The organism is Pseudomonas sp. CDFA 610 (assembly GCF_021147865.1).
GTDB lineage: Bacteria > Pseudomonadota > Gammaproteobacteria > Pseudomonadales > Pseudomonadaceae > Aquipseudomonas > Aquipseudomonas alliivorans.
Genome location: NZ_JAGTPM010000008.1, coordinates 84,589 through 100,203, shown reverse-complemented (window position 1 = coordinate 100,203; position 15,615 = coordinate 84,589). Strand labels below are relative to the sequence as shown.

Sequence of the window (15,615 nt, the reverse complement as noted above, 5' to 3'; positions counted from 1 at the left end):
GCCCGCACACTCAACGGATGTGCGGGCTTTTTGTTCTGAATGATCGGCCCCAATCAGCCTTGATTCATGCCGCTCAGTACAGAATGCAGATTCAATCGGCTTGAGCACGGTCATGGCGATACAGCCAGAGCAGAGGCGGCAAAAGAGCCAGCAGCGCGGCGCCATCCAGCCAGACGTGCGACCAGACATCAGCCCGCAACGAAATCGCGATGTCCTGCGGCGCCCAGAGCAGCAGACCAGCCATCAGCCAGCCCCAGGGCAGGTGGCTTTTCAGGCGATTGCCGAGGTGCACGAGCGCCAGCATGTACAGCGAATAGGTCTGCAGCGTCGCGCCGAACAGCGCCGCCCACCAGGTCTGCTGCGCCCGCGCCGCAGCGGGCGCCGCCTCGGTCCAGAATGCCTGCTCAAGCGTAAGCAGATAGCCGTCGAGCCACCCGGAAAATCCCGCCCATGTGAACACGATGGCACCCAGTACGTGCGCCAGTGCGGCTGCGTATAACCAGGTCACGAGCATGCGTCGAAGAGGCCAGGCAGGGAGCGACATCACAGATCCTTACATCTTTGGGAGGGCCGAGTGTAGAGATTTTCGGGGTTGCTTGATACGCAAGGCATGTGGCAGCAAAGCCGCAGACGTTCATGGGATATGCAGGACGGCAGGCTACGCTGTGATGATCAAAGAATGAGGCCATCGATATGCAGTGTCAGATTCGCCCCGCTACAGTCGAGGACACGGCAGTTATCAGCCGTTTAGTGATCGCCGCTCTGCGCAGCTCAAACGCACAGGATTACCCGCCTGAGGTTATCGCAGAGGTCGAGCAGGGCTTTGCGCCTGAAGCCGTCAACGCCATGCTCGACAAGCGCAAGGTATTCGTAGCGGTGTACGGCGAACAGATCATCGGTACTGCAAGCCTCGATGGTCATGTCGTCAGAAGCGTTTTTGTCGATCCTGCTTGCCATGGTCGCGGAGTCGGCCGGCGGTTAATGAACGTCATTCACGCTACGGCCGCCCGCGCTGGAATCCCGGCTTTGCGGGTGCCGTCATCGATTACCGCAGAGGCGTTCTACATCACGTTGGGCTATCAAAAAATCCGCGACGAATTTCATGGGGCTGAGAGCACGATTGTTATGGAGAAACGACTCGAGGATCAATGAGTGCATACACTCGCAATACGAATCCGGTGCTGCTCAAGCTCTGTGACTCAGCTCTCGGAAGAGACGACAGACTCCTGCCCGGCTTCAGCCGCAAGTTTGGCCCGGTCTGCCTTACTCACATAGGTAGACTTCTTTCGAGGGGCCAGTTTGGCGCTGGCCTTCTTGGCGTTGGCTTTCAACAGTTGATTGATTTTTTTGCGGCGATTCATGGGATTGGGCTCGGAAAACGTTGGAAGTGGATCGTCCAAATACATGCTGAAGGATTATCAGTACCGCGGCATCGTTGAATGGAAGGCTCCCATCAGTCTGCACCCAGGTCCTGTTTACCGTCTACCTTGTCGACATAGGCCTCAAAAAGCCAGTCAGGAATAATCTCGGACTGTTATCGATTCGACAGGATGACCGCCTTCTCTAACCCGTATCGCCACACGGCCGACATTAATCTCAGGGTTTTCTGTGGAGACGAAATAGAGATAGGTCGGATATCCGCGATGCCTGGCTTCTCGCATGATCTCGAATGCTTATGACCTTTCCTGACAAACCCCAAGCTCACAACCATTGAACTAATCATCAGCCGCGCTCACCTAACGTTGTGCAGATAGATTCCGGCCACCCGCTCAGTCCGATTCTGAGCTTCCCACTGAAAAGCAAAGGTTTGATGAATCATGAAAAGTGAACAGGTAGAAGGTGTTGCAGAAAAGCTCGTCGGCAAGGCGCAGGGCGCGGTCGGCAGGCTGTTGGGTGATTCGAAGCTGGAAGCCGAAGGTGCCGGCCGCCAGGCCTCCGGTCAACTGACCAAGACTTACGGCGATGCGCTGGACAACGTGTCTGCGTTCGTCAGAGAGAAGCCTGTCGCGGCTTTCGCTATCGGTGCCGTTGCAGCAGTGTTGCTCAGCCGCATCTTGCGTCGCTGATTCAGCAAGAGGGAGTGTCCGCCTGGGCATTCCCTTTTTTTTATTTCCTCTCCTGCCATCCCCTGCCCATTCACGTCCCCCTTGGCTTGACCCGCGCAGTCGCCTCCGCCACCAGCGGATCATCCGGCCAGTAATGCTTTGGATACCTGCCCTTCAGATCCTTCTTCACCTCTGCATACGTACTGCGCCAGAAGTTGGCCAGGTCCTGCGTGACCTGCACCGGGCGGCGGGCGGGTGACAGCAGGTGCAGTTTGACGACTTGTCTGCCATTGGCGATGCGCGGGGTGTCGGCCAGACCGAACAGTTCCTGCAGGCGCACGGCAAGGATGGGTGGGTGTTCGCTGTAATCCAGGCGCACCGATGAGCCGGAGGGCACGCTGAGGTGATGCGGTGCCAACTCGTCAAGGCGCTGCGGCAACGGCCACGGCAGCAGATTGCGCAGGATCGAGGACAGGTCCAGGTTGCCGAAATGACTGAGCCGCGTGACTTTGCCCAAATAAGGCTGCAGCCAGATTTCCAGTGTTTCGAGCAGGCTGGCGTCGCTCACATCCGGCCATTCGCTGGAAGGCTGTTTTTCCAGATCCAGTTGACGCAACAAAGTGACCCGCGCCTGCCACTGGCGCAGTTCCGGCGTCCATGGCAGCAGCTCCAGACCTTTGCGCCGGACCAGCGCGAGCAAGGCGCGGCTGCGTGTGGTTTCGTCGAGCCCGGTAAGGGGCTCACGGCTGAGGATCAACTCGCCGACCCTGCGCTGCCGTTCTGCGCGGAACACCCCTTCGCGCTCGTCCCAGTCGATCTGATCGAGCAGCGTGACCTGCTCGGTCAGCACGGAATCGAACAACGCCGAATCGAATTCGGCAGCCAGATAGATACGCTCTTCGCGCTGCCCCTGGCGGCTGCCCAGATCAGCTATGACGATCCAGGGTTGCTTCATCAGCGCATCGGCCTCGGCAAACAAAGCAGCGCGACCGTTGGCCAGCCGATATTCAGCACCGCCTGCTCGACGCTGCTGGGCGACACGGTCCGGGTAGGCCAGCGCCAGTAATGCACCAAGCCAGCGTGGGTGATCGGGATCAGCGACCGGACTTTCAGCCTTGCCACGCAGGTAGCCACGGTACTGACGCGCCAACTGTTTGGCCCGTTGCACACCACCCTGTGCGCCGCGTGCTGCGCGCTCGGTTCCAGCCAGCAAGGTCAGGCGACTATGCAGATCGGCCCCGGCACCACGCAGAATATCCCGCTCGCCCAACAGCGCTGCGACATCACTCGCCAGATCGCCAAGCCCCAGCGAATGGCCGCGCAACAGCAAATGGGCGATGCGTGGATGAGCGGGCAGCTCGGCCATCGCCTGACCATGGGGCGTCAGGCTGCGCGTCTGCTCCGGCTGACTGCCCAGCGCTTCCAGACGCACCAGCAAGTCCTGCGCCTGTGCATACGCTGCAGCAGGTGGCACATCCAGCCAGACCAGTTGAGCAGGCGTCACGCCCCAGCGCGCCAGTTGCAGCGCCAGCCCGGCAAGATCGGCCTGCAGGATTTCCGCCGTGCCGTAAGCCGCCAACTGATCGTGCTGCGCCTCGGACCACAGGCGATAACACACACCCGGCCCCAGCCGCCCTGCCCGTCCGGCGCGCTGCGTGGCGCTGGCGCGGGAGATGCGCTGGGTTTCAAGACGCGTCATGCCGCTGCCCGGATCGAATCGTGGGACCCGCGCGAGTCCGGCGTCGATCACCACCCGAACGCCGTCGATGGTCAGACTGGTCTCGGCAATGTTGGTCGCCAGCACCACCTTGCGCGTCCCCTTGGGCGCAGGCTCGATGGCCGCACGCTGAGCGTTCAGGTCCAGTTCGCCGTGCAAAGGACACAGCAGAATATCGTCGCGCTCGCCCAGCGCCTCGGCCAGTTGCTGATTGACCCTGCGAATCTCGGCCTGCCCCGGCAGAAACACCAGCAGGCTGCCGGACTCGCTGCCCAGCGCGTCAAGCACGGTCTGCACCACGCGAGGCTCGATAAACTCGCCGGGCTGAAAAGGACGCCCCCACTGCAGGGTCACCGGAAACATGCGTCCGTCGCTGCGCACAACCGGCGCGTCGTCCAGCAACGCAGCCAACCGCTCGCCCTCCAGCGTCGCCGACATCAGCAGAATCTTCAGCGGCTGATCATCGCGAAACAGCTCACGCCCATTCAGACTCAGGGCCAGTGCCAGATCGGCATCCAGACTGCGCTCGTGAAACTCATCGAAAATCAACAACCCGACGCCTTCCAGCGCCGGATCGTCCTGCAAACGTCGGGTCAGAATGCCTTCGGTGACCACTTCGATGCGGGTCTTGGGGCCGACCTTGCTTTCCAGGCGGATGCGATAGCCCACGGTCTCGCCCACCTTCTCACCCAACTCGCTCGCCAGACGCTCGGCGGCAGCACGTGCAGCCAGACGCCGCGGCTCCAGCATCAGGATCGTTTGCCCGGCCAGCCAGGTTTCCTCCAGCAGCGCGAGTGGCACACGCGTGGTCTTGCCCGCACCCGGCGGGGCTTCGAGCACAGCCTCGTGACGGGTGGACAGCGCCTCACGCAAGGTGGGCAGGACGGCATCGATAGGGAGGGAAATCATGGCAGCTCCAGAACAGGCGGCTGATTATACGGGTGAGGTGCGTGCAAACCTAAGCTCATCCCGAGCTGATCGTGCCAACGCAGCGACCCTTGACGGCGTCTGATCTACGACATTCGCCGGTTTTGCTGCCGGTCCCCGGCAGATCGCCGGCAAACCGCCACAGTCCTGTGTTTGCTACCAGACAGTGCCGTACCAGAAACAAAGAGGCATCTCCCACGGAATACTTATTTAGCCAGCCGCCATGGTGTAAGCCCGATTGAGCGTGAGGAACGATCAGCGGCGCGGCGAGCCTATCGGATAACCCGTTCACCAGAACCACCCCACCACTCAATAGTCTTAGCCTTGCAGCCTTTGCCTTGTATAGTTGCCCTCTTCATCTCAGGAGCTTTCCATGCGCATTCCTTCCCGTTTGATTGGTGGCGTTGTGGTCGCCACGTTGCTGACCCAGCTGACCGCCTGCGGCAGTATTTTCTACCCTGACCGTCGTGGTCAGATTGATGGCAAGGTCGATCCGGCCATTGCGGCGCTGGATGCGTTCGGGTTGCTGTTCTATATCATTCCAGGCGTGATTGCCTTTGCGGTGGACTTCGCGACCGGTGCTATCTACTACGGACCGGGCGAGCATGCGCAGATCGATCCGCAGAAGCTGCAGCCGGCGATCAAGGCCGATGGCAGTGTCGACAACATCAAGCTGCAAGCCATCCTCGAAACCGAGCTGGGCCGTTCGCTGCCGTTGAACGACCCGCGTCTGATTCAGCACAAGGGCAGCGTCGAGCAACTGGCTTCGCTGGGCCTGACTCCCGCTGCGTAATCTTTTTTCAGGTTTGAAGGACGCGTCATGAGCACCAGTGCCGAACACAGCAGATTGTTGCGTCTCGCGACGCGGGCTTCACTTGGCGTGGCGATCACGCTGATCCTGGCCAAAAGCGTGGCGTGGTGGATCAGCGGGTCGGTCAGTCTGCTGGCGGGCCTGACCGACTCGCTGCTGGACGGCGCGGCGTCCTTTCTCAATCTGCTGGCAGTGCATTACGCCCTGCGCCCGGCCGATGACGATCATCGTTACGGTCACGGCAAGGCGGAAGCACTGTCGGGCATGGCGCAGGCGCTGTTTATCGGTGTCAGCGGCGTGTTGATTGCCTTTCAGGCGGTGCAGCGTATTCAAAACCCCGAGCCGCTGGGAGCCCCATTGCTGGGCATGATCGTGATGGTGGTGTCTATTGCGCTGACACTCGCGCTGCTGACTCTGCAAGGCCGGGTGATCAAGGCAACGGGGTCTGCCGCGATAAGGGCCGACTCCCTGCACTACCGCTCCGACTTGCTGCTCAACGCCAGTATCCTGTTGGCGCTGACGCTCGCGTACTTCGGCTGGCAGCAGCTGGATGCGTATTTCGGGCTGGGGATCGCGCTGTACATTCTGTGGAGCGCTTTTCAGATCGCCAGGGAAACGGTTTCCGTGCTGATGGACGAGGAATTGCCCAGCGATGTCAGCACGCACATGCTTGAACTGGCGTGTGGTGTGCCCGGTGTGTTGGGTGCGCATGATCTTCGCACGCGAATTTCCGGCAATCACTGGTTTGTGCAGTTGCACCTTGAACTGCCGGGCGCGCTGACGCTGTCTGTCGCCCATGCGCTATGCGATCAGGTTGCCGACGCCATCCACGCGAAATACCCGAAGGCCGAAGTGCTGGTGCACGCCGATCCTCAGGAAGTGGTGAAGCAGGCTCGCGCCTGATCAGCTTTAATTGACGCTATAACCGCGCCCGGCCAGACAGGCACCCATCGAACGCCGGTACAGGTCAACAACTTCGGCCTGGGGCTGGGACGTGACATTCGCGGGATCGAAGCCGCTTTGTTCCGCGGCCCAGCGGTAGCATTGGTAGCGATCCAGCTCGACCTGCTGCTGACTCTGACCGTTGAGCGGATAGGCGACCGGGTCGTAACCGTTACCCTGCTGCACCGGTTGTGCATACACCGTCTCGTTCTGCGGCGGATTGACCACCACATACTCCTGACTGTCCGACTGGTACGTGTAATACGTACCTGCCGCCAGAAACAACAGACTGCTGCCAATCCATACTTCCTGTGAATAGGACGGCAGGCTGCGCACACGTGCGCCGTAGGGCGGGTTCACGACCACATAGCGTGGGCCTTGCGGCCGATACCAGTAACCCTCGGAATAGTAGTAGTCCTGCCCGCGATAGGGTATGCGCGAATAACCGTGCGGGACATTGTCGATGGCGTAACCCGGACGATAACGCGGGCCTGGCCCCCAGCCGTTGCCGTGACCGTCCGGACGTCCGTTCCAGCGGTCATCGGGTCTGCCGTTGCCAGCCGACCAGTTACGGTTGTTGCCACGCGGAATGTCCTGGTAATAACCCTGACGCGGCTGCTGGGTTTGCCAGGCTTCGCGCGGGCCACTCTGGATCGGCAGATTGTCCTGATTCTGTCTCAACTGCTGTTGCTGCTGGCGCTGTTGATTCTGCTGTTCCTGAATCTGGCGCTGCTGTTCACGCTGCTGCTGGTTGATCTGCTGTTGCTGCTGACGCTCCACGTTGCGTTGCTGGAGCTCCTGCTGCTGAATCTGCTGTTGCTGCTGGCGTTCGACCTGGCGCTGCTGGTTCTGCTGCTCCTGGATCTGGCGTTGCTGCAGGTTCTGCTGCTGATAAATCTGCTGCTGTTGCTGACGCTCGACATTACGCTGCTGGTTCTGTTGTTGCTGCATCTGCCGCTGCTGATTTTCCTGCTGCTGAAAACGCTGCTGATTCTGCTGTTGCTGTCGCTGCGGTCCACCGTCGATGGCATTGCCTCGTGAATCGTCACGCTCGTCGGCCAGCGCGTGGGCACTGATGCTCAGGCATAACAGACTCAAACCCGCGAACTGCCAGATGCCAGATTTCATGCTTTCCTCACTAGAGCGCGGATGGACGTAGTTGAGACTGTGATAGCGATGCGCCGTTCTGTGCACTTTATCAGGACGCAAAGAAAAGGGGACCAGCTGGCCCCCTTGGGATACTTCGTCCTGGCGCGACGCTTGTGGCATCGGCTCACTTCATGCCGTCTTGTGGACAGTATGCAGCCCGGGGGCCTGGCGCACCCGGTTGGGTGGGAGGCCGCGACTGGCCTGATTCGGCGGGTCGCGCTGGACGCTGTGTCCGGGCAGTGATTCTGGTTAAAAGAATAGGCCTGCGGCGTTGGCAGAGGATTGCTAATGTTGCTCTATAAAACATTACTTGCGCAATTTTTGACTTCAGATGAATAATCCTGCGCAATCCAAATCATAAAGGGGTAGATCGTGAGCAAGCTCGACAGATATGACTTGAGCATTTTGGCCGAATTGCAAAAGGACGCGCGCATCTCGAACCAGGAATTGGCGGAACGCATTGGTCTGTCGCCGTCGCCGTGCTCGCGCCGGGTCAAGCAACTGGAAGATGACGGTTACATCGTGCGGCAGGTGGCCTTGCTGGATCGCAAGAAGCTGGGTCTGAACCTGACCGCCTACGTGCTGATCGGCATGGACCGCCACACGCCGGAGCGTTTCGAGAACTTCGAACAACAGATCCGCAACCTGCCTCAGGTACTCGAATGCAGCCTGGTAACCGGTATGGAAGCGGACTATCAGCTGAAAGTCGTGGTGCCTGACATGGATCATTACCAGAAACTGCTGCTGGGGCACCTGACCCGTATCGAAGGCGTGACCAGCGTGCGGTCGAGCTTTGTGCTCAATCAGGTCCTGGCCAGCACCGAAATGCCGCTGGTTCATCTGCGCAGTTGAGGGCCTGAACCGAGCGATACGATTACAGTTTGGCGGGCACTTCGCGATACTCACCCTGATCGAGCCCGTCGAGCGTCCAGTCGCCGATCCTGACGCGCACCAGCCTGAGCGTCGGCAGGCCCACGGCAGCCGTCATGCGCCGCACCTGTCGATTGCGGCCTTCCTTGATCACCAGTTCCAGCCAGTTTGTCGGCACGCTCTTGCGAAAGCGGACCGGCGGATTGCGTGGCCAAAGGGCGGGCTCTTCGATCTGCCGTGCTTCGGCGGGCAAGGTCGGGCCGTCATTGAGCTGCACACCCTCACGCAGTTGCTGCAACTGCTCCTCGCTCGGTTCGCCCTCCACCTGCACCCAATAGGTCTTGGCCAGCTTGTGCTTCGGATCGGCAATACGCGCCTGCAACTGCCCGTCGTTGGTCAGCAACAGCAGCCCTTCGCTATCACGATCCAGTCGGCCTGCCGGGTAGATGCCGGGAATATCGATGAAATCCTTGAGCGTCGCCCGCCCCTGCTCGTCGTTGAACTGGGTCAACACGTCGAATGGCTTGTTGAAGAGGATCAGCTTCGGCTCGGCGGGTGGCGCCTTGGCTACACGCCGGGGAGCGCCTGATGGGCTGGTTTGAGGACGGCGGGAGGCGGGACGCTGGATGCGGGACATTGGCATTCGGTAATCGGAAAACAGAAAGGGCCACTTTAGTGGCCCTTTCTGCAAATACCAAACGCAATCAACGGAACGGCGGTTCATCGAAGCTGCGCAGCTTGCGCGAGTGCAGCGAATTCAGCTCGGTGCGTAGCAGGTCCAGCGCTGCGATGCCGATTTTCAGATGCTGACTGACAGCACGCTCATAGAACGCGTTGGCCGAGCCCGGCAGTTTGATTTCACTGTGCAACGGCTTGTCGGATACACACAGCAACGTGCCATATGGCACCCGCAGACGATAACCCTGGGCGGCGATGGTGCCGCTTTCCATGTCCACGGCCACGGCGCGGGACAGGTTGATCAGCGGACGCTCCTGCGCCCAGCGCAATTCCCAGTTGCGGTCGTCGTAGGTCAGCACAGTGCCGGTGCGCAGACGCTTCTTGAGCTCTTCGCCACGCTCACCGGTGATCTGCGCAGCGGATTCCTGCAGGGCCAGTTGCACTTCGGCCAGGGCCGGAATCGGAATGTGAGGCGGCAGCACGCGATCCAGAATGCCGTCGCGACGCATGTAGGCGTGGGCCAGCACGTAGTCGCCGATGGTTTGCGACTGGCGCAGGCCGCCGCAGTGGCCGATCATCAGCCAGCAATGCGGACGCAAGACCGCCAGGTGATCGGTGATGTTCTTGGCGTTCGACGGGCCCACACCAATGTTGACCAGGGTCACGCCATGACCGTCTTCAGCGATCAGGTGATAGGCGGGCATCTGATAACGGTGCCAGACCACGCTGGCGACGATGGCCTGGGCTTCGTCCTGGCTCATGCTCTTGTCGACAATGACGTTACCGGGCAGGACCATGCGCACGAAGCGCGGATCTTCACGCAGCTTTTCCAGACCATGCAGGATGAACTGGTCGACATAGCGGTGATAGTTGGTCAGCAGGATCCACGGCTGCACATGACGCCAGTCGCTGCCGGTGTAGTGCACCAGGCGACGCAACGAGAAATCCACGCGCGCGGCGTCGAACAGCGCCAACGGCAGCGGATCGACGTTGGCCCAGTCGTAAAGGCCATCGGCGATGCCATCGGTCGCGGCCGACAGGTCCGTGCTCGGGAATACCCGGGCCAGCGCAGCGGCGGTCACGCCGGAACCGGCCAGTTCATCGCCCTGTTCCACAACGTAGGGATAAGGAATGTTCTGCTCGCTCATCCCGACTTCGACCGTCACGGTGAAGTCGCTCATCAGCGGGCCGAGCTGCTCCAGCAGGTATTTGCGAAACGCCTTGGGCTGCGTGACGGTGACGCTGTAAGTGCCCGGCAGCTGGACCTTGGCGTAGGCGCGAGTGGTCAGCGGGACTTCGCCGTGGCACTGATAATTGAGGCGCAATTCAGGGTAGCGGAACTGCGCTCGCTCTTCGGCGCTGGGTTCGACGCGGTCTTTCAGGTAACGCTTGAGCGCCTGGCTCAGCGCGCTGGTTGCACGCTCGTGCAGTTCAGCGAGACGCTCAACAGCTTGCTCGGCAGTGTCTACAACAACAAAGGCTTGGGTCACGTTTCATGTCCTGTCTGAACTTGCAGACCTGCATCGTAACGGGTTCGCGTGCTCATGCCACCTGCGGCGACGCTCTGGACACTAATGTTTCGACATCCACCCCTCGCGGCAATGCGCCGTACACACACCCGCCAGCGGCTATTCGACCAGCGATAAATCCGTCGCTGACGGCCGCGTTGCCCGCTTCAAGCAACAGCCTGGCCTGCAGAGCGACGGCGATGTCTTCGGTCAGTTGGCGGGCGCGATACTGCATGTCGCTCAAATCGGTGAAGGCGTCTTTCAGCGTGGCAATGTGCGCGGCCAGGCGTCGATCACCCTGCCCGTCACCCAGCTCGTCGAACAAGGCATCGAGCACGCCCGGCTCCTTCGACAGCGCTCTCAATACATCCAGGCATTGCACGTTGCCGGAGCCTTCCCAGGTCGAGTTGACCGGCGCTTCCCGGTACAGGCGCGGCAGAATGCTGTCTTCGACATAACCCGCGCCGCCGAGGCACTCAGCGGCTTCGTTGATCATGGCCGGGGCGCGCTTGCAGATCCAGTACTTGCCTACCGCCGTCACCAGCCGCACAAAGCGCGCTTCATGGGCATCATCCAGATGGTCCAGCGCGCGGCCCATGCGCAAGGTGAGCGCCAGCGCCGCTTCGCTTTCCAGCGCCAGATCGGCCAGCACGTTCTGCATCAATGGCTGCTCGGCCAGCAGACGACCACTCACCGAGCGGTGCGCGCAGTGATGGGTGGCCTGGGTCAGCGCCTGACGCATCAGCGCGCTGGAGCCGATCATGCAGTCGAAGCGGGTCATGGCGACCATTTCGATGATGGTTGCCACACCGCGCCCTTCTTCACCGATCATCCAGGCCAACGCGCCCCTGAACTCGACTTCGCAGGATGCGTTGGACCAGTTGCCCAGCTTGTTCTTGAGGCGCTGGATATAGAACTCGTTGCGCGTGTCGTCCGGCCGATGACGCGGCAACAGAAAACAGCTCAGCCCCTTGTCGGTCTGCGCCAGCGTGAGGAACGCATCGCACATCGGCGCCGAGCAGAACCATTTGTGCCCGACCAGTTCGTAAGCCTGCCCCGGCCCACCCGCGCCGACCGGCCAGGCCCGCGTGGTATTGCTGCGCACATCGGTGCCGCCCTGCTTCTCAGTCATGGCCATGCCGATGGTCGCGCCGGTCTTGTGCGCAATGCCGACGTTGCGCGAATCGTACTGAGTGGAAAGCACCTTGGGCAGCCAGATCTCGGCCAGATCGGGTTGCAGACGCAAGGCCGGAACGCTGGCGAAGGTCATCGTCAGCGGGCAGCCGCTGCCGGGATCGGCCTGAGTGTGCAGATAACTCATCGCCGCTCGCGCTACATGAGCGCCGGGCTGCGGATCGGTCCAGGGCATTGAAGGGATGCCATGCTCGATGGCTGTGTTCATCAACTGATGGTAAGCCGGATGAAATTCGATCAGGTCGATGCGATGGCCGTATCGATCGTGACTGGCGAACACCGGCTTGTTCTGGTTGGCGAGAAACCCGGCTTCCATCAAGGGGCCGCCTGCCAGCGCACCATAAGTATCCATGCGCGACTCGGCCCAGCCTGCGCCGTAGCGCTTGCTCCATTGCTGCAAAGGCAGATCAATTCGGTAGAGATTCGCTCCGTCGAGCGGCGGAGGTTGATTGGTGACTTCGTGGGTTTCGGCGAATTGATTCAGGTTCATGAGTCATGTTCTCCCTGCGTGTTTCATGAGCAGGAGTGAATCATGCGCCCAAGGCTTCGCCTTTAAAAAGTGCCGTATGCGCCGAATCACCGGCGCTTTTGCCCTGCACTGCCAGGATCAAATACCCCAGTGGGCTTTCAATTCGGGCGTCTTGCGGACCGCGCCTGGTATGGCCATCAGCATCGGCAGGCTCAAGGTAAAGCAACTGCCCTGTCCCGGCTCGGAATGATGGCTCAATTCACCGCCCTGCAATTCGACCAGCTTGCGGCAGATTGCCAGGCCGATGCCCAGCCCGCCGTACTGACGGGTCATCGAGCCGTCGACCTGAAAGAAGTGCTCGTACAGATTGACTTCGTCCAGACGGTTGAATCCGATGCCGGTGTCCATGACTTCGACCCGCAGGCGCAGACGGTCAACGTCCTGCGGCTGACCGCTGACCCGGACCCTGATCGCGCCTTCACGGGTGAACTTGATGGCATTGTCCAGCAGGCACTCGACGCACTGGTAAAGCTTGTCGGCATCGCCACGAACCGTGGCAGGCAGCTTGTCGTCCAGGTCGAAGGTCAACGCCAGCAACTTGGCCTGCGCCGCACTGTTGAAACGTTCCTGCAACTGCTCGAACAGATCACTCAGGTCGAACGCATCGCACTCGGCATACAGCACACCAGCCTGAAGCTCGGTGAGGGTCAGAATGCCATTGATCATGCTCATCATGTCCTGGGCGGAACTGGCGGCGGTTTGTTGATACATCTCCAACTCGTCGCCCAGCTTCAGGGTCTGCATGAGTTCCAGCGAGCCGATCACCCCGTTCATGGGCGTGCGTAGCTCGTGGGTGAGCGTGGCCAGAAACTCGTCCTTGAGACGGTTGCTGGTTGCCAGTTGCTGATTCAAGCGCTCCAGATCCCTGCCGGTTGCCAGAAGCGTCTGCGCCTGCTGCCGACGGGCATGGTTGATGCGGTCAGCAAGCGCCATCGAGAGCAGCGCCATCTCCAGCACCGTGCCGATATGGCAGGCGTACATCGTCAGGAAGGTATTGGGCAATTTGCCCAGCAGCATCAGACCGAAAATTACCCCGCCGACCATGAATACCGACCAGGCGATCACGAAGTAGCGTCCGACACGCTCACCTTTCACAACAGCAACAATGCCCGCCAGATAGATCACCAGCGCCCCGGCCACCACCAGATACGTCGCCGAGCGCAATGCAGGGCCATAGCCCAGAAACAACGCGATGCCCATAACCACGGCGGCAGCGCCGACCATCGTCAGCAATAGCTTGTCGAGCCAGGGTGCCAGACGATGAGTGATCAGGAAACTGCGGGAGAACTGGCAGGCGAACAGCGTCGCCACTGCCATCAGAAACGGGGTTGATGCATTCGCCCACCATGGGTTATTCGGCCACAGATACTCGATGGCGACCCCGTTGATCGACATCTGATACAGCCCGAACGACGCGACATAGAGCATGTAATAGAGATAATCCGGGTCGCGCACACTGATGAAGATGAACAGGTTGTAGACCAGCATCCCCAACAGCACGCCGTAGATCAGCCCGAACACGTAGATGCGCGCAGGCTGGGCCTCCAGATAGGCATGGGTTGACCAGAGATTGAGCGGCCCCTGAACCGAGCCTTCACTTTTGAGGCGCAAATAAATGGTGCGCTGTAGACCGGGCGGTACATCCAGTTGAAACAGGTAGTTGTTCTGTTTGAACTGGCGGCTGGCGAACGGCAGCATGTCGCCGGTCTGCCAGATCAGCGCCGGGCGCCCTCCGGCGTCCTGTGCGTAGAAGTCGACGCGGTCCATCGGCGGATACGCCAGCTCCAGCAGCCAGTCCGTGTGCTGATCGGCAGTGCGGGGCCGATACAACAGATCGACTTTCAGCCAGAAAGCCGAATGCGAGTAGCCAGCGTTGAAGGTGCGGGTTTGCAGGGGGCGAAACTCACGCGTGCCCGCCTCGGAGCTCACGCTTTCGATTGTCGCCGCACCCGTCGGGTCTTCGAACACCTGAATCGCCCGCCCAAGCGGCAGGAACTGAGTGTTCTCATCGAACTCGACAGCATGAGCCAGCATTGGCAGCCAGACAGCCAGCATGATTAGCAGATAGCGCATTAAAGCCCCAAGGTCGGTCGTCGCGGCCACTCCATCCGTTGATGGCGACGTCCTGCAAATGTCTATCCTTGAAACAGGCTTAAGGGTATGACCGGTACACGACAACTGCCTGCGGACACCGCGGCGGGCGGGCCATTCGGCAGACTCTCGGAATAGTGAAGCATAGTCCTTAATAGCTTTAAGGCACCATCGCTTTAATAATCAAAGCGATGGCTCTATCTCGGCCTTTCCAGGCCAAACATGAATTTTTTCGGATTTGAAGAGGCTCCTCGAGCGCCCCGTGCGCCCTGTCGACTCGCAAGAAATTCGCTCGTCGACAGACGGCCAGAGAGGGGTTTAGTGATAAGCTCGCGCACCATGAATATCTATAGCTCCCGCCCCGTTGTCCTCTGCCTCTCCGGCCACGACCCTAGTGGCGGTGCCGGCATGCAGGCCGATATAGAAGCCCTGCTCGCCCAGGGTTGCCATGCCGCTCCGGTCATCACCGCGCTGACGGTTCAGGATACCGTCAATGTCAGTGATTTTCGTGTACTCGATCGCGACTGGGTGCTGGCCCAGGCGCATGCCGTCCTCAACGACTCCTGCGTGGCCGCTGTGAAACTGGGCATGCTCGGCTCGCTGGAAATGGTCGATACCGTCGTCGAACTGCTGCGGGCCAATCCGCATCTGCCCATGGTCTGCGACCCCGTGTTGCGAGCCGGTGGCGGCGGACGGCTGGGCAAGGACGAAGTCGGCTATGCCATGCGCGAACAACTGTTGCCGCTGTCGGCCATCGCCACGCCCAACCTGCCGGAAGCCCGCATCCTTGCGGAGTTGCCTGAAGGTACGGCGGATGAGTGCGCAGAAAAGCTGCTGCCTTACTGCGAACATCTGCTGATTACCGGCGGACATGGCGACGAACAACAGATCCACAACCGTCTCTACATTCGTGGCGGCCAGACCCACACCTTTGTCTGCGAGCGCCTGCCCGGCAGTTACCACGGGTCGGGCTGCACGCTGGCCAGTGCCCTGGCGGGACGGCTGGCACAAGGCGAAGAAACGGTCAGCGCCGTAAAATCCGCCCTCGATTACACCTGGAGAACGTTGCGTGACGCCGAGCAGTTGGGCAAGGGGCAATTCGTCCCCCGCCGTCTTCCGCTGGACTTCTGTTCGTAACGCACCGCCATGAGGGA

The 15,615-nt window shown here is 60.6% G+C and carries 14 protein-coding genes and 1 pseudogene; 7 read left to right on the top strand and 8 right to left on the bottom strand.

From position 1 onward, the window contains the following. Positions 1 to 91: 91 nt before the first annotated feature. Positions 92 to 544 carry a cell division protein gene (locus KDX39_RS16210; RefSeq protein ID WP_231661051.1) on the bottom strand — a complete coding sequence of 151 codons (453 nt, stop codon included), beginning with the start codon at positions 542 to 544 and terminating at the stop codon, positions 92 to 94. 149 nt (positions 545 to 693) lie between these two features. Between KDX39_RS16210 and KDX39_RS16205 the strand changes: the two genes are divergently transcribed. Further along, positions 694 to 1,152, top strand: coding sequence for a GNAT family N-acetyltransferase (locus KDX39_RS16205; protein ID WP_231661050.1), 459 nt, complete (start codon positions 694 to 696; stop codon positions 1,150 to 1,152). 47 nt (positions 1,153 to 1,199) lie between these two features. Here KDX39_RS16205 and KDX39_RS16200 read toward each other — a convergent pair whose 3' ends face one another. Continuing rightward, positions 1,200 to 1,361 (bottom strand): DUF2986 domain-containing protein, encoded by a 162-nt coding sequence (locus KDX39_RS16200; RefSeq protein ID WP_004885007.1) that lies wholly within the window; start codon positions 1,359 to 1,361, stop codon positions 1,200 to 1,202. Between the two features lie 456 nt (positions 1,362 to 1,817). Here KDX39_RS16200 and KDX39_RS16190 point away from each other — a divergent pair, with 456 nt between their 5' ends. Continuing rightward, entirely contained in the window at positions 1,818 to 2,066 is a 249-nt protein-coding gene (locus KDX39_RS16190) for a CsbD family protein (protein WP_231661049.1), read from the top strand. Between the two features lie 70 nt (positions 2,067 to 2,136). On the opposite strand, the gene hrpB is transcribed toward KDX39_RS16190, so the two are convergent. Then, positions 2,137 to 4,671: an ATP-dependent helicase HrpB gene (hrpB, locus tag KDX39_RS16185; protein WP_231661048.1), complete on the bottom strand. Its 2,535-nt coding sequence runs from the start codon at positions 4,669 to 4,671 to the stop codon at positions 2,137 to 2,139. Positions 4,672 to 5,062: 391 nt separating this feature from the next. On the opposite strand from hrpB, the gene KDX39_RS16180 reads away from it, so the two are divergent. Continuing rightward, the gene (locus KDX39_RS16180) at positions 5,063 to 5,482 is read left to right on the top strand and encodes a polyribonucleotide nucleotidyltransferase (RefSeq protein ID WP_231661047.1); all 420 of its coding nucleotides are present in this window, start codon (positions 5,063 to 5,065) and stop codon (positions 5,480 to 5,482) included. Between the two features lie 27 nt (positions 5,483 to 5,509). After that, complete coding sequence (locus tag KDX39_RS16175; protein ID WP_231661046.1) at positions 5,510 to 6,403, top strand: cation diffusion facilitator family transporter; 894 nt, start codon at positions 5,510 to 5,512, stop codon at positions 6,401 to 6,403. Between the two features lie 6 nt (positions 6,404 to 6,409). Here KDX39_RS16175 and KDX39_RS16170 read toward each other — a convergent pair whose 3' ends face one another. Continuing rightward, positions 6,410 to 7,123 (bottom strand): DUF6515 family protein, encoded by a 714-nt coding sequence (locus tag KDX39_RS16170; protein ID WP_231661188.1) that lies wholly within the window; start codon positions 7,121 to 7,123, stop codon positions 6,410 to 6,412. Between KDX39_RS16170 and KDX39_RS26435 the strand changes: the two are divergent. Together KDX39_RS26435 and KDX39_RS16165 are read left to right on the top strand one after the other, a co-directional pair. Next, a pseudogene (locus KDX39_RS26435) lies at positions 7,124 to 7,612 on the top strand (hypothetical protein); the annotation flags it as partial. It lies immediately after the preceding gene. Positions 7,613 to 7,963: 351 nt separating this feature from the next. Further along, on the top strand, positions 7,964 to 8,443 hold the full coding sequence (locus KDX39_RS16165; RefSeq protein WP_024685294.1) for an Lrp/AsnC family transcriptional regulator: 480 nt from the start codon (positions 7,964 to 7,966) through the stop codon (positions 8,441 to 8,443). A gap of 22 nt (positions 8,444 to 8,465) precedes the next feature. Here KDX39_RS16165 and KDX39_RS16160 read toward each other — a convergent pair whose 3' ends face one another. From KDX39_RS16160 to KDX39_RS16145, 4 genes are all read right to left on the bottom strand, one after another. Then, complete coding sequence (locus tag KDX39_RS16160) at positions 8,466 to 9,098, bottom strand: pseudouridine synthase (protein ID WP_231661045.1); 633 nt, start codon at positions 9,096 to 9,098, stop codon at positions 8,466 to 8,468. 67 nt (positions 9,099 to 9,165) lie between these two features. Next, positions 9,166 to 10,629, bottom strand: coding sequence for an AMP nucleosidase (gene amn / locus KDX39_RS16155; RefSeq protein ID WP_004885040.1), 1,464 nt, complete (start codon positions 10,627 to 10,629; stop codon positions 9,166 to 9,168). 52 nt (positions 10,630 to 10,681) lie between these two features. Next, positions 10,682 to 12,331 carry an acyl-CoA dehydrogenase family protein gene (locus KDX39_RS16150; RefSeq protein WP_231661044.1) on the bottom strand — a complete coding sequence of 550 codons (1,650 nt, stop codon included), beginning with the start codon at positions 12,329 to 12,331 and terminating at the stop codon, positions 10,682 to 10,684. A gap of 117 nt (positions 12,332 to 12,448) precedes the next feature. Continuing rightward, positions 12,449 to 14,443 (bottom strand): sensor histidine kinase, encoded by a 1,995-nt coding sequence (locus tag KDX39_RS16145; RefSeq protein ID WP_231661043.1) that lies wholly within the window; start codon positions 14,441 to 14,443, stop codon positions 12,449 to 12,451. Between the two features lie 357 nt (positions 14,444 to 14,800). Here KDX39_RS16145 and KDX39_RS16140 point away from each other — a divergent pair, with 357 nt between their 5' ends. Further along, a complete protein-coding gene (locus KDX39_RS16140; protein WP_099229578.1) occupies positions 14,801 to 15,598 on the top strand; it encodes a hydroxymethylpyrimidine/phosphomethylpyrimidine kinase in 798 nt (265 codons plus the stop codon). The last annotated feature ends 17 nt before the right edge of the window (positions 15,599 to 15,615 follow it).